The sequence below is a fragment of the Paenibacillus eucommiae genome, from assembly GCF_017874215.1.
GTDB classification, from domain to species: domain Bacteria; phylum Bacillota; class Bacilli; order Paenibacillales; family NBRC-103111; genus Paenibacillus_AI; species Paenibacillus_AI eucommiae.
Genome location: NZ_JAGGLB010000018.1, coordinates 177,694 through 204,414 on the forward strand (window position 1 = coordinate 177,694; position 26,721 = coordinate 204,414).

Consider the following 26,721-nt stretch of genomic DNA (forward strand, 5'->3'; position numbering starts at 1 on the left):
TATCTACTACCAAATTCCATAATCGCTGAAGCGCTTAACGGTCTTGTTAGCTAAATAAATTAAAATGATGCCGATTACACTTTGGAACAAGCCCACTGCTGCTGCGTAGCCAAACTGCGATTCTTGTAAGCCTTTTCTAAAAACATAAGTGTCAATAACATCAGCAACGTCCATCACCATCGGATTGTATAAGTTAAAAATCGGATCAAATCCAGCGCTTAATATCCCTGCCAAGCCGAGTATAAACAAAATTGTGATTGTTGGAATAATCGAAGGAATCGTAATATAGATGGCCTTCTTCAGCCGATTGGCTCCATCCAGCTCCGCTGATTCGTACAACCCCGGGTCAATCGCACTGATCGCTGCCAAATAAATAATCGAGCTCCAGCCTACAGATGCCCATACAGTAGCCGACAGGAGAATGGGGATAAACAGGCTTGTTTTCGTCATAAAATAAATCGGCTCCACTCCAACCAGTGACAAGATGGCATTCGCAAAACCAATTTCCGGTGACAGCATTTGATACACAAAACCACCGATGACTACCCACGACATAAAATGAGGAAGGTACGATATTGTCTGTACAATCTTTTTGTACCGTACACGACGCATTTCATTCAACAGCATGGCGAATACGATCGGCAGCGGAAACGTACAAACAATGCTGATGATGTTAATCCGCAGCGTGTTCCAGAACGCCCTGCGGAAGATTGGATCTTCATAAATCTGCCTGAAATAGGCGAAATTATTCCAATCACTACCTAATATTCCATCGACATAACGGAAATTTTTGAATGCAATCAGGACCCCGTACATAGGCGAATAATTAAACACTGCCAGAAATGTAATCGGTATCAAAATCATCAGGTAAAGAACCTTCATGTTCTTTACTTTTTTCCAATCTACCTTTGCCGCTTTCATGCGGACACGCTTAGCTTCAGGAATAACAATCGGATTTTCCATGAATTTCTCCTTCTTGAACGATCATGCCATCATGATGAGGTGCTTGATATCGCTCCACATATGATGTTGTACTAACTATAGCTGATGAAAAACAGATTTTGGTGCAAAATTTATGGGCTTTGCATGCACTATTTATGGACTTATTTTGGGAATAGTCAGCGTTACCGTTGTCCCCTTATTAGATATGCTGGAGATGCCTACACCAAATTCATCCCCGAAATACAGGCGAATTCTCGATTGCACATTGCAGATCCCTATACGATCCGAATGTTGCCCGCTGATGAGACTATTTCGCAGTTCGGCAAGCTTCTCCTCCGAAATACCTTTGCCATTGTCTGCAACGCTGAACTGAAGATGCTCCCCGATATCCTTGCACTCGATCCGCACGGTTCCCGCTTCACTTGTGTCTCGAATCCCATGATTGATCGCATTTTCAATGATCGGCTGTAAGATCAGCTTCAGTGTTCTGTAATTCAGCAGGGAATCTTCAACTTCCCAGTAAAATTTAATTTTCCCGCGGTAACGGAGGTTGACAATACTCACATAAGCTTTGGCATATTTCAACTCTTCATGAACCGGAATAATCGTCTCACCCCGGCTGATGCCATAACGAAAAAGACTGCTTAACGACTTAATCATCTCAACGGCTTGATCCTTATGATTTTCCTTAATCATATATATGGTATTGTCCAGCGTGTTCTGAAGAAAATGAGGGTTGATCTGTGCTTGGAGCGCATGAATTTCAGCCGTCTTCTTATCAATTTCCACCTCATGCTGCTTGAGGTTAGCCATTAGTAAATCATCAATCAAATCTTCAATACGCCCTATCATGCGATTGAAATTACTGCCCAGCTCATGAATCTCATCTATGAAATAATAATCATCCGGGATGCGCTCCAAATGCTCAAGGCTTGAAATATTCAGCATGTCATTGATCCGGTTAATCGGCCTCATCAGCGTCCAGGACATATAGAAGGCCAGCAGTAAAATTGACAAAAGCAATACAACAAGCAAATAAATATTGTTAAAAATAGCGGCCGAGCTTTGTCTCGCAATCGCACTGTTAGCAAAAACGGAAGCCAAATACCACGATTTGGAGCCTGCCTGTTCATAGAAGAAAAGATGCTCGGCTCCGGCTATGTCCACTTTCCGGTTGCCGGAATTCCCATCGATAGCAGCTGCCAGATCCACTTTCCAGGCTTCCTCCCCTTGCTGCTCATGGTTTCCACTCATCCCTTTTTCGAGGCCATCATCTTTTAGAATAAACATGTCGCCGCTGCCTGCATCCAAATCGGAAAACTTCTTTTTGAAATCATCATATTTCATCTCGACCAAGGCATACCCCAGTCTCTTCCCGATCTTCAGGCTGTTTACCGGCATGCTCAGCCTGACGATATCCGTATTGACCCGGTCCTTGTCCATCGTCCAAACGATGCCCCTGGACATCTGCTCCAGCTGCGCCGCCAGTTCCTCATCCAGCTGCTGCGCCTGCCTAAATCCGCTGGAAACAATCAGCTTGTTGTTATTGTCATACAGACTGTAAATATCATTATCAAGCCCCAGGTACACATACTGCTCAATCATATCAAAGAGAGCTGCTGTGTCAGATTCAGTCTGTGTTTGCAGCAGATTATGCGCAATCTCACTGTAGGAAATGCCCAGCAGCAGCTTTTCCTTTTTATCCATAACAATGCTCAGATTATCCGCCGCTTTCTGAAGGACAGTCTGGTAGGCGTCCGTTGTTTGCTTCGTAATAATGGAGCTTGACTGCATATAGAACAAAGCCACAAAACAGCATATTGGCAGCATGATCGTAATAAGAAGGTAATAAAAAACTTTTTCACGCAAGGAAAACTTCCGCTTAGGAGAATCTTGGCTGAACCTGACAGTAGCCGCATCTCCAACATGATAGCGCTTGACTACACCCGCCAGTTTTGCTGCTGGACGAAGAATTCTTTTGGAAATAAACCTGGCAAAAGCAAAGGTGATCACCAGACTAATCAAAAAGGAAATAACAGCCAGACTGCGAAGCAGATCGGACTGCTCGCGGTAAGTATTTAAATCCACACTATGAAAGAGCGTCCATTTCTGAACATTCAGCTGCCTGGCATAAATTTGAACATTTTTGTCTGTGTAGACGATAGGTTTGTTTATGGAGGGGATGATAAGCTGCGAGGTGATTTTCGACTCCATCTCTTCATAGCGCTTGCCTTTGTAAACCGTATGGCCGGTTTCGTCAACGATCATCATCGTATCCAGCTCTGCTATGCGCCCGGCAAGAAAATCATCACGCAGCAAAATATATAAGTTCCCGTAAACCATAGAACCCCTGCGCAGGGAGCTCGCATAATAAACCTCTCCGGTCAAGTGCTTGGCGAAAGTCATCCCCGTCTTCCTCACTGTCGTCGTAGGCCGAAAAATGGTGTCGGGGTATTTCAGTTTGAGGTCAACCACTTGATTGCTCCCGAGAATCCTGGCCAAATCATAGGTAAACAGCACACCACCGCTGTAATATTGGTCCTTTTCCGTAACAATATTAATACTTTTAATGTTTTCATTATACTGGGTCAGATTTAAAAGAAACTTATTGATGCTGAGCATCCGTTCATGCTTCTCAAAAGAATTCCCTTCATTGTTTTCTAATTTGCGGATATTCTCTGCCAGGAACGGATTGTTTTCCAAATAAACAGCAATTTTTCGGGAATCATCAAAAAAAGCTTCTATATCCGAAGCGATTTGATTGAATTTAGTCGTATGGATAACATCCAGTTTCTCAGTAATCAACGATTTGGTACTGCCCAGCAAAAGAATGGATATAATACTTAGAGATACGGCAACCGCTACGAGTGAAAGCGCAATCAAAATAGTGTGCAAAGGAAATCTTCTTGTTTGCAGCAGCCTTAATAGGGAGAGCTTCATGGTAGTTTCACCTTTTATCTGACGTATTGAGAGCGAAATTCAAGGGGAGTAACCCCTTCCAACTTACGAAAGATTTTACAAAAATACGTGTAATCGTCATAGCCAATCTTCACTGCGATCTCCTTTACCTTATACTCGGAGCGGCGCAGCAGCTCCTTGGCCTTCTCCACCCTGACATACGTAATGAAATCAACGAAATTTTGGCCTGTTTCTTTTTTGAAATACACGCTGAAGTAGGCAGGGGTAATGTACAGTAATTTGGCCACTTCCTCCAGTGTGATCTTCTGATCGAAGTGCTCTGTGACATAACGTTTTGCTTTTGTGATATAGCTATCCACTTCTGTACCGCTAGGCTCCTCCGTTCCAGCTCTATCCTTTTGCCATTCTCCAGTAATTCTGTAAAGCCCTTCATTCTTATGGCTGCTTAACGGATTAGCTGAATGCCCGACAGGCGGGCTTGACGGACTCACAGCGTTAAGCGATATTGATGGCCTAACTCGTTCCCGGCTTGATAACTGTTGGCTCAGCGAGCGAAAAACTGTTTCTATTTCAGTCTCTTCCACCGGCTTAAGCAGAAAAGCTTTAACTCCAAATTTGATCGCTTGCTGGGCATACTTAAATTCACTATAGGCACTCAGCAGCACAACATTTATTTCAGGATACAATTGCTGCAGCTCACCGGTAAATTCCAAACCGTCCATTTCCGGCATAATAATATCGCTGAGCACAGCATGCGGTCTTTGAGCCTGCACGAACTCCAGGGCTTTTCGCCCATTCTCCGCCGTTCCAATGACCTGAAAGCCGAAGTCCGGCCAGTTAAATGTATTTCTTATGCCATTTCGCACATATTCTTCGTCGTCGACAATCAATAACTTATACATGCTCACTCCACCTCAATATGAAATGTTTATGTGCAATATTGTAACATAGGCTGCAGAACCCTGTATGCTGTCTCTGGGCAGAAGCCATAAATAATTCATGGGGAATCCATAAATTTTCCATCAATTTGCCCAAGCTTTCCCCTATATTAAGTATGAGATGTGTTCAAGAAGAAACATTGGAGCTGGTGATTGCCATGCGAAGGGAAATGACTGCTAGTCCCGAAGACTGGGTCTATCGCTTATTCTTTGAATGACGGTACATTTAATATGTTTCGGCATATTGGAGCATCCAGTGGGAAAGTCGTGGTACAAGTTTTTGCTAAAATTGAGGTTGACCATAGCGGTGAATTTTTGTTGGAGTATTGGAACAACAGCACGTTACGGACGAGGAAAAATATGTTCTTACAACGGTAAAACAGAAAAAGTAAGTCACGGGAGCCAGCACTCCCGTGACCAGACTTTCATGCTTGCATTCGGGAATTCGTCTGGCTCATGCTCCGCAACACCCATTCCACTGCCGAGCACTACACCGCGCTTATCAAACTCTGCCTTCTTGGTCTTCAAAAGTAATAAGAGTTAAAGCCTGCAATTCCGCCAACGTCAAATCACGGTCATCAAACACATAAAACACAGGATCCATCCACTTCGAAGCTCCATCCGCAAGCTTCAAGGTTTGTCTGCAGTAATGTCCGATAACTGCGTTATTCATATACATCGAAGCTTCGCTACTAACGGGATTGTTCACGATATGCAATCGTTCCGTCCTTCTGTCTGAGCCAAACCGCAGCACACCTTCACTCTTCGCCCCGCTTTGTCCCGTTCCGCAATACTGATCCGCTCCGTCGCCGCTTGACCAGCTCTGCTCCCTGTCCTTATCCGGTTCGATAAAGGAAACGGTGTTCACGGCAGTACGGAACAAAGGCATTCCCGTCTGATTGTTCAGCCAATTCACACAGCAGAGAACGGGTGTGCCGGGTAACATCAGCGCATAGTGCGCTATGTCCAGACCGCGGTAGCCTTTATGCTGCTTAATGGAAGTGGAAATCCGCAAGCCTGACCAGGCATTTCCGAATTGATCCGTAAGTGAAACAAATTCAGCGCTCCGTTCCTCCCCAGACAGATTCAGCTGGGAGATTCCGTCCAGCTCCAGACCGATTCCTCCATACCATGGATTCCACCATAGATTCGGTCCAGGCTTGGGATAACTCGTGGACAGCCATTCCCTGCCCTGGTACTGCAAAGAGTGAAAGACTCTACCGAACTCCGGTGAGGCGGCAAGCTGCAGTAAACCGTTGTCAATCGTATACATGACTCCTGACCCCGACTCAGCGCTGGTTATCACCTGCCGCACCTGCCCTTCCGACACTGGGAAGACGGCCTTTGCATATACGCTGACAGATGCGGATGAGCGATAACGAGCCTTAACTACATCCGCTGCACCGCCTTCAGAGCCTCCGGCATTCTCTATGCTGAATTCAACCTGGCGGTACATGCTGTCCTCATCGCACTCCTTCTCCCTGGTAACAAACCGTTCCTTCTCCGACACGATCTCAACAGTTCCGGCCAACGGAGCGCCATCATGCTTCACAAGGGTAATGTGCAGATCTTTCCGGATAAAGGGGTTGCCGTCCAATCCTGCGACAAGCTCTGTTGGCTCTGTAAGCAATGGCGTGCGCTCTGTTCTCTTCTGTAAGGCAAACGAGCGAAAAGCGGTCCAGTCGGCAAAAGTTCCAATAGCGATATACACGGAGGGCAGACGAGTCACTCCCCCACTGGCGGATGCAGCCACCACGTGTTCGATCCCAAGCGTATGCTCCGCATTTACTGGTGTCATGGCTTCAGGCCAGCAGATTCCCACAGGTATTTTTCCAGCCGTAGAGAACAGCCAATTTTCCGAAATATCAGGCGCATCCCACTTTGCCTGGTAGCCGTCAGCATTATTAGTAACCTCAACCCATTTTCCTTTGAACGGAATGACACATTTCTCGAAAGAAAACCGGAATGCATCCAGCACATGCAATTGGCGCTCACCCAAAGGTTCCAGTTGTCTGACCTCATAGCAGCGCTCCACCAGACCGTTGGGATGCAAATAAATCTTCATCACAAGGCTTGCTCCGGCAAAATCCGATGATAGGTACAAGGCTTCCAGCACCATCGTTTCGTTCTCCTGCCGCCACTTGACCTGGACGGGCTGTTTGCTTTTGAATTCCGGTGAAAAAGGACGCCCCAAACGAGGACAATACCAATGGACAGGAAGCGATTGATCCAAATAATAGAGCCGGACATCACCGGACCACTTGTTCAAATGAACGGAAAAAGCGCCGCTGGCGATCAGCCATTCCTCTCTAGTCTCCCCGCCGTACTTGCCCCCGGTTCCTTTAAACAAGGCGTGTATGGTTTTCGTGAACAGCATCGGCTCCCCGTGCTCCGGACAAGCCTCCACCTTCAATACACCATCATACAATCCAAAACGATGCAGGGTATAATCTGCAGGGAGCGAACATCTGCCACCCTCCGGCAGCTGAAAGCTGAATATGTTCTCTGCCATCGTCAGCAAGTCGTTCTCTTCCACCGTAATGGTGAAGCTTGCCGGTTCATTATAGTAGTTCTCCACAGTCAGGACCATCGAATCCGGTGCCCCCGTGAAACCAGTAGGGGAAGGTTGATGCCACTGGAAGCCGGCGGGATACTTCGGAGCAATTCCGGTGCGCAGCTGCAGCTTCCTGCCGTTCACGAGCCATTCGCTCGTCACAGCAGGACGTATCTCACCGTCAGCCTGTTCCCGCAGGGGCTCATCCACATAGAACCGTCCACTTACAAGCTCCCTATTCCGTACCTCCACGTCCGCTTCCAGCGTTAGCCGCACCTCGCCGTCATCCCGTCCGGACACCTGACAATGGAGCGGCAGCCCCGATTTGTTTTCAATGACATACTTGACCTCATAGCTGCGGCCAAAAACGAGCTCATGATGCTCAATTTCTGCATAGATCAGGTAATCCTCTGTTTCTACGAGCCGAATGCCACGCGCCGATTGCTCCAATTCCACCCGCATGGCTTTACCTTCACGTGCCCAAGTATACGTCAAATATTGAAAGCCGTTGTTTTCCTCACCGTCCGGTGCAACCGACAAGTCACGGGTTCCGTCAGCATACCAATCGAAGCTTGCAAAATACGGTGTTAAAGCCTCCATTTGCAGCAGTGCGGGGATAAAATTCACCAAGTGAGTACGATGATCGCTCTTCTCCCAGAAAAATCCGCACTTTTTATACATAGGTACGGCCTTTGTATTCCCTGGCCAGGTAAATAAATCAAGATAAGGATAGCCACGGGCAACGGTTTCTTTTACCGCAGTAAGAATTAGCTCCTTGCCGATCTTCCTCCCATGATAATCGGGACGCACATTCAATAGTGGAATATACATCGTCTGCTCGGCATCAGGATATTTGGTGTAACTGCAATAGCCTACAACCTCTTGACCATCCAAAGCCAAAAAAACTTTCAGCAGCGTTGAATGCTCATGCTGCTCCAAGACTGATTGTTCTGTACTTACTTCATTCCCCCCGCCCCAGCTTTCCCGGCTTTGATTCCACATTTCAGCCACAGAGCGGGCATATGCCGGCGTATACTCTGTAATTGATATTCCGTTTGTCATATTAGAATACTTCCTTTCCTCCTGATTGCGTATCATTGTGGCGCGTGACGCGTGGCGAGTTATTCCGTATAAAGAGTACATACTTAAAGAGTAAATAAATAAAGCAAACCTCCAAACTTCTAGGTTTGGAGGGATTAAACAACCTCGAACAGACCAGCCAATCTCTCATTTTCATTTGGCAGATAACCATTTGGGATATACAGATTTGATAGTTGGCAGCAATTTTATTCTAGGGAGTCCCCCAAATTTCATTGCCTTCAAAATATTGGATGCAACTATCCCAAGCATATCATTCAGTCTGACGCCGTGTAAATAGAATTGATTGTTCTAAATGATTTTATCCCTGTTACCAAAGGGGAATTCAGCCCAACACCCTTTAACTCTCTCAGCTACAATGTGCAGAACAGGCCAATCTAGAAGAGTTACTACTTTTAGCGATGTTTTTCATCGTTAAAAGCACCAGTTCGTCTCCACATGCTTCCTTTAACAATGAAAAACATCGTTAAAATCCCTTTTTACCACTCAGAGAGATCATCCGTCCCCTTTTAACGATGAAAATCATCATTAAAGTGGCTGATCGATCTGGGACACTTGCTTTAACGATGAAAATCATCGTTAAGTGAAACATACGCTCAATTTGGGATTTTGGGGGAGCGGTCTGCTACTGTTTGCTCTTCCCTAAATTCCGAGCTTAGCTAAAAAAAAAGCGCCCCGGAATTGCATCATCCGGGGAACGCTTCTCCAATAGCAGCTAATTTTCGTACAAACCCTTCAATCGTACGCTACGACGCTGCTCTAATCCTTAACTAATCTCAGTGCATTGCCTGAGTATATTTTGTCCAGCACATCCCCAGGCAGTCCCAGCGTGTTTAAAAACTCCTGATGTTGATTACCATACAAGTCCCGGCCATACACGACCCTGTTCTGGAACTCCAGCAAAAAGGTTTTGGCAAAGGCAGGGTCCCGCTTCAGGGCGTTTAGTCCAGACCCTGCCGATAGATCACAGTGCAAGTTCGGATAAAGCCGCATCAGCTCCTCCACCCTTCCTCCGTGCTCCAGCTTACCTTGAGGATAGCTGTACTTATCGAAGAGATCGTCGCTCGAAAGATGCGCCCAAAAGCCCGGACCATGGCCTAAAAAAACAGTTTCCGGACACGCCTTCAGCATCCGTTCGAAAGCCTCGATACCTCCGCCGTACCAATAGTTGGGCCTCGTATGCTGCTCAAAACGTTCTGCACCATAGTTGACCTCCAGAATAACCGGGAGTCCCTTCTCCCCGCAAAATCGAAACATCGAGATAGCATCCGGACTGTCATACATCATCCGCAGCATGATTTCTCCACAAACCTTCACACCGTACATCTCGATCGCAGCTGCCAGACGTTCAATCGCATAAGGGATTCGTGGATCAGGTGCGTATCCAAGCACAAATCGCTCTGGGGCAGTCTCCTTGCAAGCAAGACAACTGGAGAAAGGAATGGCTCCTTTCCCGTCCGGTCTGGCGTATCGGTGATAGAAAGAAGGCAAATACTCGTCTTCCGGCGTTTCAAGCGTTAAGAGCCAGGTACGATCAATCTGGTATTTGTCCATGTTGCTGATAATGTCCCGACATGACAACCCCATGTAGTCAGGGTGGTTATGGGCATCGATGATCATGTTCATTCCTCTTCCTTTAGCTATTCTGTTTTTGAGTGAACAGTTTCCAATTGCCATGCTCACTTGAATTTCCCCGGTCATCTTGAAGCAATTCCTTGTAATTTAAAGCAACCTTGCGATAAGCGTTCGCGTATTCCTCAATCACTTCAGGCCTATAATGCTTAAACCAAGGAACTTCGCAGAGACGGGCAGATAACCCTTCACTAACTGGCAAATCACCTTTATACTGGCGTACATCCCGCTCTGTATTAGCAATACGAGTCGGTTTGCCGTGTCCATACACATCAGCCTGCGTAAAAAGCGGATGCAAATGCAGCGGGGTATAACAGCCTGGCATGCAGGATGTCAAGCCTTCCGCCCGGACCGCCTCACAAAAACGCGTAACCGATAACCCTTCAAGCTCCTCCGGCACATAGTGAGCATGTGGAGCATACCAGCCGCCATTTAAGCTCCCGGATTCTTTGTCAGTCCGATGTGCGATTAAGCCAGGCACTCCTTCAAGCAGATCCCAGAAATAATTCATAGCTCTGCCGATTTCCACATTTCGCTCATCATAGTGGCGCAGCTGAACACGTCCCACAGCTGAACTGACCTGGTGCATGCGATACTTATATCCTCCCAGAGGGAGGCCTTGGTAAGGACGCAGCTGCTCATTCTCCGTTTGGCTGCCGTAACGCTCATAGTGTCCCAAAGCTACCGCTCTTTCGTATATGTCCCGGTCATCAGTAACGAGGATTCCGCCCTCTCCGATTGCCAAGGCTTTACCGGTCATTAAGGACATCGCCCCTACGTTCCCGATCGTTCCAAGCTTCCGTCCTTTGTACACGCCGCCGTGGGCATGTGAAACATCCTCAATGACTTTCAGGTTATGCTTTCGGGCTATTTCCAGGATAGGGTCCATATCGGCCGGATAACCGAGGAAATGGACAACAACAATCGCTTTTGTCCTGTCTGTAATTCTGTGCTCAATGTCGTTTGGATCTAGACATAGTGTAAAGGGATTTATATCCGCAAACACGACTGTGGCTCCGAGCGAGAAGGCTTGCAGACAAGTCGCCCAATACGTCATGCTTGGACAGATGATTTCATCGCCCACACCTACTCCACATCCGAACATGGCCCCTTGCAGTGAAGCTGTCCCGGTGTTGAAACCTAAGGCATACTTTACATCCAGCCATTTGCTGTAATCCTCCTCAAATGCCATCGTAACATCCGTCCCGGACATAGCCCCCCGGCGGAGGACATCCAATGCGGCCTCTTCATCCTCCTGTGTAATAATTGGCCAGGTAAATAAATTTCCGCTCTCCTGGGTAACAGCTTTTTTGCCTCCGAATAAAGCCAGCTTTTGTATATCAGTCATGATCATTGCCTCCTGGTTGTAATAGTTGATTTTCTTACTCTTACTCTTACTCTTGTTCCAGTTCAAACTCATATTCCACGGCAACTTCCGTTATCCGAGGACTATTCCCTCCATTGATGGCACCAAGCACCAAGCGATATTGAATCCAAGGCCCGCAGTTGGTCCCTTCCAAACTATCGCCGTTTTCAAACCAGCCGTTTGCAGCTTGATCCGGTCCCTGCCATTCAGCATCGTTCAACGCTTCTTTCGTTATTGCTGAACGAATCTGGGCCTTCACCCATGTCTTTGGCTGCAGCTCTGCCTCCCATGTAATACGTTTCAGCACGGCACCTATTGGCAGCTCGTAAACGCTTGAAGTGTATTCTTCCTCCTGCCCCCGATTTGCTACATTGCCGGGATCAACAGCCATCATCCCATGAGGACCTTGCGTTGGCAGTTTGGTAACCCGCTTCTCTGAAAATCCTTCCGGACCGTTCCATAGCACAAAAGAGAAGCCATCATGGTTTCCATTTGTTTTGTGATTCGCTATGGCCAGATCGACCCAACCATCTTCATTGTAATCTGCTGCAACACTTCCACATGCAGAGTGAGTGAAGAGTCTAGTGCAATGCTCAGCAGAGTAGAGCCCTCCCGGCTGTCCCCAATACAGATAGGAATCTATATCCCTTTCCCTTCCCCCATTGTAGGAGGTTACAAAAATATCGAGGATGCCATTGTTGTTAAAATCGGCGATCGTAATCGAATTCGCTGTGTGAGCAGGGAGCTGCATCCTCCTGTCTTCGCGGTAGCCCTCAGGACTTCCCCAATAAATATAAACGTAGGATTCCTCTACAACTTGTTTACCAGGTGTGTGAAATCCGCCTATGATCAGGTCCAGCCAGCCATTGCCTGTCAAGTCCGCAGCTTGCGCACAGATGCCTCCACCCGCAAACAGCTTGGTAGAACGCTCCATACTATACCCTTCAGGCCCACCCCACAAAATAAAGCTCTCGCCAAATATTTGGGAAACAAACAAATCCAGCCAGCCATCATTGTTAAAATCCGCCGTAAACAACCATCTCGGCTCCTTAAAGGGCAATTCTGCCGATTCATCATATGAACCGAGGCTCTTCTCCGGGACATAATCATAAAGGCTCGGATTCATCATAATCCTCTGCGGGTTTTCCGTATCCAGACCATCAGGGCCTCCACGAAAAATGACCAGCTCCGCGTTATTGCAGCCAGTAAAAGCAGCGTCCAAATAACCGCATCGCCGAAAATCACCGACGGCCATGCCATGGGCACGAACGGTGGGAAGAATGCTTTTACGCTCCGGATGAAAGCCTGCCGGTCCTCCCCAATACAAGAATGAGCCCGGGTCGAGATGGGGCGCATTCTCGGCACAGTTAGCAATGAGCAAATCTCCCCAGCCATCGTCATCGAAATCGCAGCAGATGGAATCGACACCCGCCCACACGGGAAATTCTATCCTTCTGTCGGCTTGAAATCCGTCTTCGCCACCCAAATAGGCGACAGCTGAGACATCGCCACGAACCCGGCCGCTCACATGATTGACAACAATTACCTGCGGCTGAGATGCGCCTGAGGTGTGCCCGATAAGGATATCAGAGGCGTCATGTGTCAGCAGCCTGGTTGGTTCCGATACCACTACCCGATTCCCGCCCATGCTCTCCCGATGAATTTTATAGATCAGAGATTCAGTCGTATTCATCACATCTGTACGGCCTTGGCAAACGATAACCTCGATGTGGCCATCGCCGTCCAAATCTGCAAGGATCACATCCCTTGCACTTACTGTCTCAAGAGGCGTCCGATTCCGTTCATCGTAGCCTTCTGCACAGCCCCAATAAATCCATGAACTCTCCTGCTCACTTCGGTCACTGCACACAGCGAGTATAATTTCCTCGAAGCCGTCACCATCGATATCACCAGCTTCTGCTGAAACCACATCGCTGCAAGCAAGTATGAGTGGTTCAGAAAAAGTGCGAGGCTGGAAGTAATCCGAGTGGCCCGGCGGCTCATGATGGACAGCCTTCTTTTCTGCTAACGGATAGAAGTAAGCTCTATCGTTCTCCTGCCGGAAAAGATGAATGCTTCCGCCTATCGTAACCATTTTCGGCCGCCAGCCTTCAACAAATGTCATCCAGCCTGCCGTCGTGCTGGCAAGTGTCCTGGCTGCAGCATCCTCGCCCCCGACTGGTGTGCTCGCTTCCAGCCTTATCCCCTCGGGTCCTCCCCACAAAACAACAGGACGTCCGTTATGAACACGTACATATAAATCCGCATATCCATTACCATCGATATCCCCAGCCGTTATATGGGTCACATCCAGATCAAGGATGACACGATTGTCATTCAGAAAACCGCCTTTATTTTGATAATAGATGACTAATTTCCCTTCACTGCTGAAAGCCAGATCAGGCAAACCATCTCCGTTGAAATCACCAATCGCAACAGCTCTGCAATTCGGTACCGGCAGCTCGATTTTATAACGTTCGCTTAGTCCCTCCGGTGATCCGTAGTAAATATAGGCAGTACCGTCGGAATGAGTACCGTTATGCTGATTGGCAATTACCAGATCGTCATAGCCATCATTGTTCAAATCACCAATAGCTCCAGCGTATGCGCCAGCAGTAGGCAGCTCTATCCGCTCAGCAGTATGAAGGGCATCCGGGTACACATAAACGGGAGGACGTTCCCCCATATCATGACTGTTCACGAAAACAATATCGGCATATCCGTCACGGTTAAGATCGAAACGATAGATACGCTGCAATACGCCTTTGCGGGACACATACAGATTTTGTCCCCCGTTACCGAAGGTCCCATCTGCAAAGTCCTCATAACCACGCTCTTTCCAAATTCCTTTCACTTTTTTAACACCCTCTGCTGGTAGTTTGACTGAGAGGATCGGCACAGCGCTTTCGCAAGCTGCTGGACCGACCTTGTTTGCTGGATTAGTGCTTAATCATTCCATACTTAGAAAATCTAGCGGATTACGACCGGCATCCAACTTCCATAATCTGTACACAATCGTGATGGCCTCGGCCCTCGTTGAAGCTTCATTCGGCCGAAATTTGCCGTTACTACCGGCGATCAGCCCTTTGGCTGCAGCAAGTGCAGCTCCCTGCTTGAACACGGAATCGATCTCTTGCGAATCATCGAAAATCTGTAAAGCAGCTTCATATGCGTTCGAATCCTTGACTTTAAGTACCGCCTTCAGCGCATTGGAAGCCATCATGGCCATCTCAGCGCGCGTAATCCGTTCATTCGGAGCGAAAAGATCTGCTCCCCGCCCGCTGACAATTCCCAGCTCCGCAGCTGCGGTAATGTATGGTGTAAACCATGCTTCTTCGGGTACATCGGTAAAAGGTGAATGTGACTTTGTTAGAGGCTGTAGTGGCTCTAGCAGATCAGACGGCTTCAACAATCCCAATGCACTGACGATCATTTTGACGAATTCGGCCCTGGTCACCTGTTCGTTCGGATACAATTTCCTGTTTTCCCGTCCTGTCACGACTTCCCTGGCTGCCATAGCATCAATAAAAGATCCCGCCCATGGCTTCACACGATCTGTATCTTCAAAAGTTACTAGATTGGGTACAACGACATAGGTAGAGAATGAATCGCGTGCTGCAAACATTTTGCCATCATGAAGTCTTCCTCCGTGAAGCTCCAGCTTATCGTCGACAATTTTGGCCAGAACGAGCAGCTCTGTATGCTGCGCCTCATAGCTTGTAGTTGGAATGATAACTTCGACAGAATGCTCAAAGCTGGTTACCGGCTTGCCCCCTGATTCGAGAGTAAGCTCCCATACCTCTGAAGCTGCCGGAAGCGTGCTTATCCGGGTCAATTCCGCTGCTGGCTTAACAGCAAATGATAAGCTTATATCTTCTGTAAAATCGCGAATTGGCAGACCGACCGTGACACCGTTGATCTGGATGAAAATCGTATCGAAATGATTTCCAGATGCTAGTTTCAGCAGCTCTTTGGGCAGGACAATTTTAGCTAACTTCGTACTCGTCTTGCCGAAATCAAGCGTCAAAGATGGTTTTACAGACAGATCGGGGTTCCATTCCGCCAGCTGTTTGGAGAGTTCATCTAGATTCTTTTTGATATCCTTGATTAAGGGAAGCCATTGTTTTTCATCCAACTTCGTCGTCGCCACTGCATTCGTAACAGTGACATTTGAGGCAAGATCCATGGTCGTAAGCTTCAACACAGCTTGATTAACTGCTTGAATAGCAGCTTTACGCTCTTCATCTGAAGAACTCGCCGAACCATTTTTCTGAAGCTCCTTCCATACATTCATCCGGTGAATTGCTGCTTCAAGCAACTTCTTCCGCTCTATCTGGTTTATCGCCTGTTCATTCTCTCCATTTCCTGTTGACGCTGGTGGTGGATTGACGCCCGATTCCGGATTCGGGCTCGGACTCGGGCTCGGACTCGGGCTTGTGCTCGGCTCGGGCTCCGGGTCCGTCACTAAAGACGGGGCTGATACGGTTACTGCATTCTGCACAATATCAGATGAATAACCGAAAGCGTGCCATTTCTCGATCTCCACCTTATCGCCGAGAAGTCCCAGCACCTGCTTACCCAGCTCATTGTCCCAAATATAAAGTCCGTCTACCCCTGCCTTGTACAGTTCGTATGCCCTCATCCTATACTGTAATCTGTTCATGTAGTTGTACTTGGCAACTAACGCAACTCCACGCTTGATTAGTTCTTCCTCTTCCTTGGTTAGATCAGCACCCTCCAGCTCATGAACGATACCCCCGTAAAGCTTGACGGTAGTCCCCCTCACCAGGTCTGCAAAAGGCGTGATATCATAAAAATCTTCAAATATTATCGAGGACGGAATCAGCATATCGATAAGCTCTTCATCCACCCAGGCTTCGAGATCAAAGCCGTAATTGTAATAATCCGCAGCAGGAATACGGACAGATAGCTGCTTCCCTGGTATTGATGCCCTGATTTCACGAATCAGCTGGGTCATGGAATCTGCCTTATATTTGTTCCACCTCGCTATGCCCTGCTCCGTAGTTTCCAGCTTTGGCTCTATGCCATATTCAAGCGCATAGCTTCGGGAAAGCTCGGATTCATAACCGAATACGTAAGGATACCGGTTAAAATCCAGATTCATCCCATAAACATGAGGAAACGAGGCGGCTTCCACAATTACATTTTTAATATAATCACGAACAGCTGTATTGCCGTAATCGACGTAATCCAGCAATTGTCCATTTTTCTGCAGCACCCGATAAGGCAGCATTTGCTCATATACCCTTCCATCGAGATACCCGTTCTTGCCGATAGGATAGACACCATTCATTCTGAGCGAAGCATTGACCTTCAGCCCTGTCTCCAATGCATTTTCCGCAATAATTTGCAACGGCGGCTTTCCTGTAGCAATAATCGAGCGAATGGATGCCCTTGCAAGCTTGTCTCCATCCGACATCTGATCCTCATATCGCTCCGAACCTTCGAAAGACGGGCCTGCATACATACTGTCATAATTTAATGTAAATGTGGTCAGCAGCTGCCAGTCAAGCTGCCCAACATCTTGGCCATCATACCAATCAGTCGTATGCTGCTTTAACGTCGAAGGACTTGTAATATCCCCCGTATAGAAACGGCTGAAGCCATCATTGTTGTAAATGACCCGCTTACCAGCCTCTCCTTCATTCTCTGACAAGTAAAGCTCCATTTCCGCTTGAGACAAGCTGCGCAGCTTGATATAAGCAATTCTCGCCGACTTGCCCTGTACCGGAGACAGCTTCAGCTGCTTACCCGTCATTTCGGCCGCCGTTACAAAAACTTCACCAATCAATTGCACGCCATACTTCTCTCCAGCCATACTTGAGCCACCTTCAAGCTTAAGCGGCTTGGCTTCATTCCCGACAACAGCCTGAAACTCCTCTGTTCCCGTCACATATCCGATAGATATGGCGAACTTTCCGTTCATCTCAATTGGCAATTGAATCACTTCGGCATCTGGAGTGTTCTCAAGTATGGACCCTTGAACATTAGAACCTTCATATTGAAAAGTTGCTTTCTCCCAGCCAGTAGGACCTGCCCCCGCGCCATTGCCGTTATAGTTGATCATATTCCCGACCTGTGTGAACAGATAGGAGGTTCCAGCCTGTGCAGTAATGATGTCATTAGGAGAAATAAGCTGAACATCCTTATCCAGGAAAATGGGATGAATAACCTCATCCAGCTTCTCGCTGCCGCTAAACAGTTCAAGCTTCAGCTTCAGGTCTCCATCTGCCTGCTGCGGATCCAGCTGCAAGGTTAGAGCGTTATTACTCAGAACAACGGTATTTTCAGCTATGACGGTTTCTGCTAGGCCGGATTCTTTCCTCAGCAGCGTGCCCTTAATCGTCACTTGTTCGCTTGTAAGCCATGATGGATCCAGGTCCACCGCTTCTACGGCCACCTGCACAGCATCAGAGCTTGATGTGGGAAGAATCGCAATGCGTCCGAACCTCGGGCTGAATGCAGCCCAAACCGGAAGATGCTTTTTCCGCAGTTTCATATTGTCCAGATAAACCTCTGCAGCTCCGCTCTGCGGGCTGGAAGAATGAACAGACCATGTAAGTGAATCTCCCTCAGCAGCCACAGGTGTGCCTATGCCGCTAAATGTAGCCACCTTTTGTCCATCCAACGCTACGAAAAGCGAATTGCTGCCATCGAAGGCTATCCCCCAATCGTGGAATAGATTATCATCCAAAGGCATCTTGACAAAAGTGTCCAGAATCTCCGTCCCATCGCCTGATCTGGCTAAGAGGTGATTGTTCTGAATCGAAAGCTTGTAGCTCTTGCCTCCAGCTGTCATATTCACAGAAATGCCTTGCTCCAGAGGATCTCTGGAAGCTTGAGCTGCAAGAGGAGTGGGCAAGCTGGACAATTTGGTCTTGAAATCGAGCACCCAGGGATCATTGCCAATCATCAGATCACGGGTTATAGCCGTAATTTCGGGAGTACCCGCTCCTGTGCCCGTTCCTTCTTCTTTACCGTAAAACAAATATTGGCCCTCTGATACAGACTTCAGCTGAACTTCGTTGGGGTTGCCTCCGGATCCAGAATGATCCGTAATGTAAGCTCCTTCTGTCGGCGGATCGACAGTCCAGCCTCCTGCTAACAGATCATCAGCCTGATCATCGAACAGCTCATTAGGATCCGGCCAGTTGGGAATAAGATTTTTGGTCATTTTTATCCGGTCCACATAGATTTCATTTTTGCCGGATAAAGCCTCGATGGGTACGTTCAATATTTTGATTTGGTCAATGGCATTTGGGCTGGATGCAGATATCGGGATGCCGATCCCGGTAAAGGTGGCCACCTTAATTCCATCAATCGCTACAAACACCTTATCCGTTCCGTCATAGGCGATTCCCCAAGTATGAAAGTTATCGTCATCAGGCATTTCCACTCTAGTCTCCTGTGAGGGGCCATTGCTGGAATACATCCCCATCAGACGGTTTCCGTTTTGAAGAGTAACCTTGTATTCTTTTTGTCCGGCAAATATTTCAAAGGATAGCCCGTAATAAACATCATAGGGTAAATCTTTAACCTGAACCAATTCCTTAATCTTCGCCTCAAATTCGAACACCCACGATCCGGACCCGATATCAACCTTCTTGATCATCTGTCGATAGCTTTCATCAAGCCCTGCTTCTTTCTCACCGTACAGCAAATATTGTCCTTCTGGCACCGGCTTCATGGCAATCTGGTTGGGATTGCCCAGAGAATTGGCATGATCGGTAATATATAATCCGGCTATAGGGGGCAATTGCATCTCCCAGCCACCAGCTTCCAGGCTGGTCGCGTCATCATCAAATAACACAGCCGGCTGCTCTGACAAGACCATTTTATAAAGCTGAATGCGATCAATATAAACTTCTGTAGTTCCCGCTTCACGCTCAAGAGGCACATTTAAGATCCGGATGGTATCTTCTGACGTATCTGGAATTCCCATTACTCCTGTGAAAGAACCGATCTCTTGCCCATCCATAAAGACCTGTAAAAGCTCTTCGCCGTCATGTTTAAACTCCCAGCTGTGAAAGTTGTCATCTGCAGGTAAAGTGATTTCTGTTTCCTGAGAAGGACCGTTGCGGTCCATCATCACCATCAGACGATTGCCATTCTGCAGCGTAATCTTGTATTCCTTCTGATTAGCGAAAATTTCAAAGGATAAACCGTTATAAACGGAATAAGACGAGTCCTGGATATGGATAAGATCTTTAATTTTCATCTCTACCAAAGCGTTCCAGGCTCCTGCCCCGATCGTTACCGATTTGGTCATGGACTTATAAATCCCGCTGCTGCTGCCAACTTCATCGCCGTACAATACATACTGACCTTCCGGCACAGGCTTCATCTGTACCTGATTGGAATTGCCGATAGAATTGGAATGATCATTAATATACGCGCCTTCTTGTGGAGATTGCACAAACCATCCGGCTGTTGTCAAATTACTGCCATCATCATCAAACAATATTACTTTTTGCGGCTCTGACGGGGTATAGACATGTTGTGTAATAGGTCCTTCACTCAAGACTGTATCCGCCATTTCAGCCCTGACGGGCAAATAAGGAAACGGCAGGATTCCAAGAATCAATACGAATACCAGCATCTTGGCTGACATTCTTAACAGGTGCTTCTTAACCATGGGAGCATCCCCTTTGTCATTGTTTGAGTGGACCCCCGGCTGAGCTGGAGCCGGGGATAGGAAACTAGAATTTCATGCTGTAGTAATCCTTGGTGTACACGATGCTATCCTTATTTTCGCTGAACCATTTGGCATAGAACTCATCAAGCTGCTTGCCGCCAGCGCGGTTCCATGCTGTCTTTGCATCCTCCGCTGCCTGCTCGGCTGTATAAGAAGCACCACCAACAACCGCTTTGGCATACGTGTCGAACACGGCTTCCAGACCGCTGGAGCGGGCCAGCTGCAGATCCTGAGGTAAGCTCGGCATGGAATTCAAGTCAATATCATAATGGATCGGTCTCTCCGGCGACAAGTAGGAAGTTCTTGCTGATTGAACAATGTCAGCATACTCCTGCTCAAGCGGTTTTTTTACATCCAATGTCGTGACGTAATCCGCGCATTCTCCTTCCAGTATATCGAAGGAAAGCATCCGCAAATCGGCCGTCCATGAAAGCTCCTTCGTGCTCTTATCACTATCGATGGATTGTGGACAACCGTTAGCTCCCACGTTGTAGTGGATGCCTTCCAAACCATATTTAAGCGTCTTGGCTGTTGATTCCCGAACCAGAAAATCTACATACTGCATGACAGCCTCCGGATGCTTAGCTTGAGCGTTGACAACAGCCGTGTTGTAAAGCGGCGCGCTGACAATCGGGCTAAACTGGCCAAATTCGCTCTTCGGCAGCGGAATGGCAATGACTTCAGCATTCGGGTTATTTGTCTTCAGCGCTTCGTACACCTTGAAGCCGGTAGCACTGGCTCCACCATTTACAGCATACATGCCCAGCTTCCCGTTAACGAAATCCTGCTGTGCCTTCTCCCCGCTTTTATCCGTCAAAAAGTCTTTGTCCACCAGCTTCTCGTCGTACAGCCGTTTCTTGAAGGCTGCCATCGCCGCTTCGCGTTCCCAGTTGCGCACATACTGGCCATCCGGGGTGACGCTGTAATACCCGCCAACCCCAAACATATTGTCAATGACCTGCCCGCCGACAAAGCTCAAATTGATGCCAAACGTATCTTTTTTGTTATTGCCGTCCGGATCCTGTTCCACAAACGCTTTAAGCGTATTAAACAGTTCCTCGGTCGTAGTGGGTGCTTCAAGCTGTAATTTTTTTAACCAATCCGCACGTACGAACAAGATGCTTTCGATATCAAAAGGCACAACCATTCCAAAGCCGTATGTTTTACCGTCTGATTTCATCCCCATCTTTTTCAAGGCAGGGTATTTCGTGAGCAGCTGCTTGTAATCCGTACTATAGGTTTCAATTAACTCATCAAGCGGCATAAGCTGCTTTTGAGCAAACAAGCTGTTCTGAATTGTAGGATTCCAAGTAAAAATAAGATCGGGTGCACCGCCGGAAGCAAACAATGTATTGAACTTCTGCTCCTCCTCCCAACGCGGAATCGGCACAAACTTGACATTGGCCGGACCCTTCTCATTGATCCAATCCGTCCAACGATTCTTTGTCGCATTCCCTTCTTCAGCCGGAATATTGCCCCGATCATAGACGGATACCGAAATATCTTCCTTTTTCCCAGGGGTCTGAGTTGCCTCTCCGGTTGTTATATTTGCTGGCGTTGGGCTTCCAGTCTCGTTATTTTCCGATTTACTGCAGCTAGTCAGCATTACACAAAGTAATAGTGCAGCTGCTATGAAAACCAAATGACTTTTTCGTACTAAACCATGCTTCATTGCCATTCTCCTCCGCATCCGTAATCACTGATTTCCAATCCATGCCTTACTGCCCCTTACTTTTTTCAAGAAAAAAATCGTGTTCCCCTAACATTCGATAAAAGTCCACGCATTCCCCCTTTCAAAGCTTCAAGTTCAAGGACTTCTCTTCATAACTCAGCCTTTTATTGCGCCAATCATGACGCCTTTAATAAAATATTTTTGCACAAAAGGATACACCGCCAGCATGGGAATAATCATCACCATAATGCCAGATGCTTTAATCCCTTCGGGCGTTGCCATGATTTGTTCGCCTGGGCGTAAATTATTCATTTCCTGAAGGACCGATTGACTCTGAATCATCTGCTGCACCAGTACAGCCAAATTGTATTTATCAATGTCCTGCACATAAATGAGCAGGCTGAAGAATGAATTCCAGTACGTAACTGCATAAAACAAGGCGATTGTCGCCAGCATCGGCAGCGAAAGCGGGAGTACGATCCTCGTCAAATACCGCCATTCGCCGCAGCCATCCATACGGGCTGCTTCCTCCAGCTCACTTGGCAAATTCTCAAAAAAATTGCGCATCACCAGCATATTAAACGTACTGATTAAAGCAGGAAGCCATATGGCTCCATAGCTGTCGAGCAGACCTAGGCTTTTTACAATGAGGAAAGCAGGAATTAACCCGCCATTAAACAGCATCGTAAAAATGATAGCCAGTGTAAAAAAGCGGCGGCCTGCCATCACTTTACGCGACAACGGATAAGCTGCCAAAATGGTGAACACGATACTAAGCGCCACACCAATTAAAGTAATTTGAATGCTGTTCAGAAAAGCCCGGACCACATTCGTTCCGTAAAGCAGCATCCGATACGATTCAAAGGAAATTCCTTTCGGCCAAAACGTTACCGTACCCGACATGATAGCATGCTGCTCGCTCAGGCTAAGTGCAATAATATGCAGCAGGGGCAGTAAGCAGGTTATGGATATACATGTCAGGACTAAGGCATTCAAGCGGTAAAACAGCTTATCTCCATAAGAAATACTCATCTTCGAACTCCCTTCACCATAATCCCTGTCCAAACCGTCTGGCAACAGAATTTGCCCCTATAATCAGGATGAACGCCACCACCGATTCGAACAGCCCCATTGCTGTCGTCAGACTAAACTGTGCCCCTTGTAAACCTACGCGAAAAATATAGGTACTAATCACATCGGATACTTCTGAGACAATTCGATTCTGCAAGACATAAATCTGATCGAAGCTTACTTCCAGAACACTGCCCGTCGATAAAATCAGCATCAAAACAATCGTCGAGCTGATTCCTGGCAGCGTAACATGCCGGATCTGCTTCCACTTGTTCGCCCCATCTATGGAGGAAGCCTCATACAAGCTTGGATCAATCGTCGTTAAAGCGGCCAAGTAAATGATCGCTCCGAAGCCCGCTTCTTTCCAAATCCCCGAGCTAAGAAAGATGACCACCCAGGAAAGCGGCTTGTACAGAAAGGGGTACACCTCTCCGCTTATCGCCTTCAGCCATTGGTTAATTAAGCCCGCTTCCTGCGAAAACAACATCAGTACCATACCACCGACAATGACCCAGGAAAAGAAATGGGGCAAATAAATGAGGGTTTGTACCGATTTCTTGAACCAGGCTCTACGTACTTCATTCAGCAAAATGGCAATCAGGATTGGAAAAGGGAAGCTGACGGCAATCGTCAGTCCACCGAGCATAAGGGTATTCCAAATAACCTGTATCGTCTGAGGATTGCTAAACAATAATTCGAAGTATTTGAAGCCAGCCCATGGACTATGCCAAATTCCGTCGCGAAAATTATAATCCTTAAAGGCAATAATCGTTCCAAGCATAGGTGCATATTTAAAAATAACGTAAAAGAGTATTACAGGTAGAAACATAATATATAATGGTATATTTTTCCTTAATCTCATATTGCTCCCGATTGGCTTCCAACCTTGCTTATGCCCATTCTTTTCTTTTGTCTGGACTCCCTTCGTCATCATTTGGCCTGCCTGCTGCGACTCCGTCTGAAACGGTTTTATTGTGTTCATCGCTTCTACTCACCTCACTCCCCCACTATAAGGGGAAAGCTTCTGCCTCGGCAATCCGCATGTTTCTTGGCATTGACGATATTCTTAAAAGTGAGAAAACCCGCGTCCCCACTAGCTTTGAGCCTTCGTTAAGGCGTATAGCTAATGAAGGCTGCGGGCTCTCTTGCATACTTTTCTCAATTGATCTAACTATCTTCATTTTGGCTTTTCCGGTATTCGCCTGGAGTAACACCCACCAGCTTTTTAAATACCCGAATAAAGGTAAAGGTATTATTGTAACCGACTTTTTGAGCAATTTGCTGGATAGATAAAGTGGAAGCTTCCTTAAGCTGCTGCTTGGCATCTTCAATCCTGACTTTAGCTAAATAATCTACGAATTTTTCACCGAATTCCTCCTTGAAGAGACGGCTCAGTGTTTTGATGTTGAGATGGAATTCATCGTTCAGGTGCTCAAGTGACAAGTCTGGATTGGCGAAATGTGCTTCAATATAACGCTTTACTTGATGAATCAGCTTGTGGTTGCCACGATTCTCGCGCAGCAGCAGCATCTTCCCGAATGCTTCGCTCAAAATAAGCGTAAAAACCTCATCGATTTCGGCAATCTCCTCAAATTGCTGCAGAGCCTCGTTCAACTTAGGCATTGCTTCCTGATTCCACATGTGCTGGATTTCCTCTGGGAGCTCGGCTATTTCCTTTTGCAAGGCATAAATAATGTAATTCATTAAAGAAATCACATCGTCTCTGGGGGCCACCGCTGTCCGCAGGGAGCTGCTCAAGTCATGAAGCTGCTGCTTCCATGTATCTTCACCCAAACGATAATGCTGAGCCAACAAACGGATATTATTCAGATGACGAAACATTTGTCTTTGCGGAAGAGACCCTATCTCCAGGTGACCTATTGTCCGATTACTGCCAAGAGTTGTTTTATATTGCAGCGCTTCAAGCGCATTATCATACGACTGGGCGATATCTGGGATATGCCGCACCTCTAGGCCAATACCGATTGAAACCGTAAATTTCAAATATTTCTCCATCCAAATCCTGGCGTTTTCACAAAATTCATGGCTAAACTGCGCATTGCTATCGAAGCTTTCCTTAAAAGAAAACAATAGCCCTACCTGCTCCTGATTCACCCACTCACTCCATGCCTCAATGCCGCGGGCTTCCGTCATATCCCGGATAACTCCCGTAATGACATACTTCAGCAATTGCTGATCGCCCTGAGAGTATGTATTTGTAAAGTCGGAATAACGATCGATTTCCAAAACAGCAACCACCCAGCCACTGGAATGCCCACTCCAACCGAACCGCTTCATTTCCACCTGCCAATCCTCAAAATGATCTGTGCTGGCTCCCTCCATAAGCTGTTGAAAAAACCATCTTTTTCGGTATGTCAAATTTTCTTTATTTTCCTCTTCATATTGATTCGTTTGTTCGACCATATTTTCAATCGTCCATTTAATAAGGGCAAACTCGTCGGGAGGCAGCATAGTGCCCTGCACGTTGTTTTTTTTCATCGTATACGACTGAATGCTTTCCCTGATCGACTCTATCGGTTTATAATTGCGGCGTACGACCATAACCATCCAAATGGCTCCAAACGCTATCGTTGCTATCCCCGCATAAAGCCAAATGTTTGAAAACGCTGAGATAAATTGAAACACTTTTTTATTCTTCATTCCGGAAATAACGGTCCAGCCCGTATACTCGGATTGGATCTTCGACAAATTGGATCCTACAGCGATCTGCTCGCCGAAAAACAGCTGGCCCTTGGCATCCAACAGCTGCATAAAGCTAATGTCCGACCTGGCTAATTCGCCAAAAGTCTCACCAATGGAGCTTGTCCTGACGTTGACGACAATAAGTCCCTGACTCCCTGTGACGAGGGGGACCTTCTTGACTAAGGATACGACCTGCTTGGAAAATTGATTCTCGCCAAACTCTCTGTACACCCTGCTCTCCGACCAGGCAAAAGCGAGCGGCTGCTCCTCAACCTGCTGCACAAAAGCGCGGTCACCGAATTGCTCCAGCGGTATCATGGTCTTTGTCGTAAGCACCCTGTGATCGGACAAACGGTACAAATATATCGATTCAACGGACTGCAGCGTTGTTGCCAGCAGGTTGATTTTTTTCGATAATTGAAAAGCCTGATAGGGCGTCATCTCCTGGAAGGGGTCGAAAAAAAAAGCGAATTTCTCGTCTGTTAAAAGCTCCTTAACAATGATTTGTTCGGTTAGTTGAAGGGAAGCATCCAGCGTTTGCAGCACATTTCGCGTAAATACTTCATTAGCCCTTAAAGCCTGCTCCTTGGCAAGTCCGCTGATCGCCAGAAAAAAAATAAACACCAAAACGGAAATGATACTGAAAAATATCGGTAAATAAGACAGGAGCCAACGATGATAACCGCTTCTCTTCAATTTCATCCCCCATTTTCTGTTACTGCTCTGATCCATACCAACTCATATTAGCTGCATACTAGCTTTAATATAGCAAAAGAAGCCTGCGGAGCAAATGTCTATATTTCTCGTGATTGAGGAATTTCTCAAGAAGAGCATAGCAACAATCGCACGAGCAGCAAGTTCAAATGGACAGCCAGCAGGCTTCTGTTTCCTGTAACCCTTTACCACTATAAAGCTTTACTACGTCAATCAAAAATATCCAACACTCTAGGGCTCCCACCAAGAACTTATACTTTCCATCGTAGAGTAGAGAACTGGAATTCATTGGAGGGCGAAACCCTCTTTTTACTTTTCCAGCTCCCCCTGCATCAAACCGTACGTGAGTAGAGTAGGCACCCAGCGAGTTACGATCAGAAGATCGCACTTTTCCAA

13 protein-coding genes are annotated in these 26,721 nt (G+C 47.0%); all 13 read right to left on the reverse strand.

From position 1 onward, the window contains the following. Positions 1-6: 6 nt before the first annotated feature. Positions 7-963 carry an ABC transporter permease gene (locus J2Z66_RS24215; RefSeq protein ID WP_209975225.1) on the reverse strand — a complete coding sequence of 319 codons (957 nt, stop codon included), beginning with the start codon at positions 961-963 and terminating at the stop codon, positions 7-9. Positions 964-1,095: 132 nt separating this feature from the next. Continuing rightward, positions 1,096-3,882 (reverse strand): sensor histidine kinase, encoded by a 2,787-nt coding sequence (locus J2Z66_RS24220; protein ID WP_209975227.1) that lies wholly within the window; start codon positions 3,880-3,882, stop codon positions 1,096-1,098. A 14-nt stretch (positions 3,883-3,896) separates the two neighbouring features. Then, positions 3,897-4,763: a response regulator transcription factor gene (locus J2Z66_RS24225; RefSeq protein WP_209975229.1), complete on the reverse strand. Its 867-nt coding sequence runs from the start codon at positions 4,761-4,763 to the stop codon at positions 3,897-3,899. A gap of 538 nt (positions 4,764-5,301) precedes the next feature. Beyond that, positions 5,302-8,415, reverse strand: coding sequence for a GNAT family N-acetyltransferase (locus tag J2Z66_RS24230; RefSeq protein WP_209975231.1), 3,114 nt, complete (start codon positions 8,413-8,415; stop codon positions 5,302-5,304). Positions 8,416-9,210: 795 nt separating this feature from the next. After that, a complete protein-coding gene (locus J2Z66_RS24235; RefSeq protein ID WP_209975233.1) occupies positions 9,211-10,071 on the reverse strand; it encodes an amidohydrolase family protein in 861 nt (286 codons plus the stop codon). Positions 10,072-10,087: 16 nt separating this feature from the next. Next, on the reverse strand, positions 10,088-11,431 hold the full coding sequence (locus tag J2Z66_RS24240) for a DegT/DnrJ/EryC1/StrS family aminotransferase (RefSeq protein ID WP_209975236.1): 1,344 nt from the start codon (positions 11,429-11,431) through the stop codon (positions 10,088-10,090). A gap of 46 nt (positions 11,432-11,477) precedes the next feature. After that, positions 11,478-14,303: an FG-GAP repeat domain-containing protein gene (locus tag J2Z66_RS24245; RefSeq protein WP_209975238.1), complete on the reverse strand. Its 2,826-nt coding sequence runs from the start codon at positions 14,301-14,303 to the stop codon at positions 11,478-11,480. A 96-nt stretch (positions 14,304-14,399) separates the two neighbouring features. After that, positions 14,400-20,105: an S-layer homology domain-containing protein gene (locus tag J2Z66_RS24250; protein WP_209975241.1), complete on the reverse strand. Its 5,706-nt coding sequence runs from the start codon at positions 20,103-20,105 to the stop codon at positions 14,400-14,402. A 64-nt stretch (positions 20,106-20,169) separates the two neighbouring features. Next, a complete protein-coding gene (locus tag J2Z66_RS24255) occupies positions 20,170-21,837 on the reverse strand; it encodes an extracellular solute-binding protein (protein ID WP_209975242.1) in 1,668 nt (555 codons plus the stop codon). A 156-nt stretch (positions 21,838-21,993) separates the two neighbouring features. After that, on the reverse strand, positions 21,994-22,869 hold the full coding sequence (locus J2Z66_RS24260; RefSeq protein ID WP_209975244.1) for a carbohydrate ABC transporter permease: 876 nt from the start codon (positions 22,867-22,869) through the stop codon (positions 21,994-21,996). A 13-nt stretch (positions 22,870-22,882) separates the two neighbouring features. Beyond that, positions 22,883-23,890 carry an ABC transporter permease gene (locus J2Z66_RS24265; RefSeq protein WP_376774466.1) on the reverse strand — a complete coding sequence of 336 codons (1,008 nt, stop codon included), beginning with the start codon at positions 23,888-23,890 and terminating at the stop codon, positions 22,883-22,885. A gap of 185 nt (positions 23,891-24,075) precedes the next feature. Further along, positions 24,076-26,307, reverse strand: coding sequence for a helix-turn-helix domain-containing protein (locus J2Z66_RS24270; protein WP_209975246.1), 2,232 nt, complete (start codon positions 26,305-26,307; stop codon positions 24,076-24,078). A gap of 163 nt (positions 26,308-26,470) precedes the next feature. Next, a partial coding sequence (locus tag J2Z66_RS24275; RefSeq protein ID WP_209975248.1) for a hypothetical protein occupies positions 26,471-26,721 on the reverse strand: 251 nt, incomplete at its 5' end.

Coding starts and splice junctions, on each gene's coding strand:
- J2Z66_RS24215 (WP_209975225.1), bottom strand. CDS start 963: ATGGAAAATCCGATTGTTATTCCTGAAGCTAAGCGTGTCCGCATGAAA.
- J2Z66_RS24220 (WP_209975227.1), bottom strand. CDS start 3,882: ATGAAGCTCTCCCTATTAAGGCTGCTGCAAACAAGAAGATTTCCTTTG.
- J2Z66_RS24225 (WP_209975229.1), bottom strand. CDS start 4,763: ATGTATAAGTTATTGATTGTCGACGACGAAGAATATGTGCGAAATGGC.
- J2Z66_RS24230 (WP_209975231.1), bottom strand. CDS start 8,415: ATGACAAACGGAATATCAATTACAGAGTATACGCCGGCATATGCCCGC.
- J2Z66_RS24235 (WP_209975233.1), bottom strand. CDS start 10,071: ATGATCATCGATGCCCATAACCACCCTGACTACATGGGGTTGTCATGT.
- J2Z66_RS24240 (WP_209975236.1), bottom strand. CDS start 11,431: ATGACTGATATACAAAAGCTGGCTTTATTCGGAGGCAAAAAAGCTGTT.
- J2Z66_RS24250 (WP_209975241.1), bottom strand. CDS start 20,105: ATGGTTAAGAAGCACCTGTTAAGAATGTCAGCCAAGATGCTGGTATTC.
- J2Z66_RS24255 (WP_209975242.1), bottom strand. CDS start 21,837: ATGAAGCATGGTTTAGTACGAAAAAGTCATTTGGTTTTCATAGCAGCT.
- J2Z66_RS24260 (WP_209975244.1), bottom strand. CDS start 22,869: ATGAGTATTTCTTATGGAGATAAGCTGTTTTACCGCTTGAATGCCTTA.
- J2Z66_RS24265 (WP_376774466.1), bottom strand. CDS start 23,890: ATGAACACAATAAAACCGTTTCAGACGGAGTCGCAGCAGGCAGGCCAA.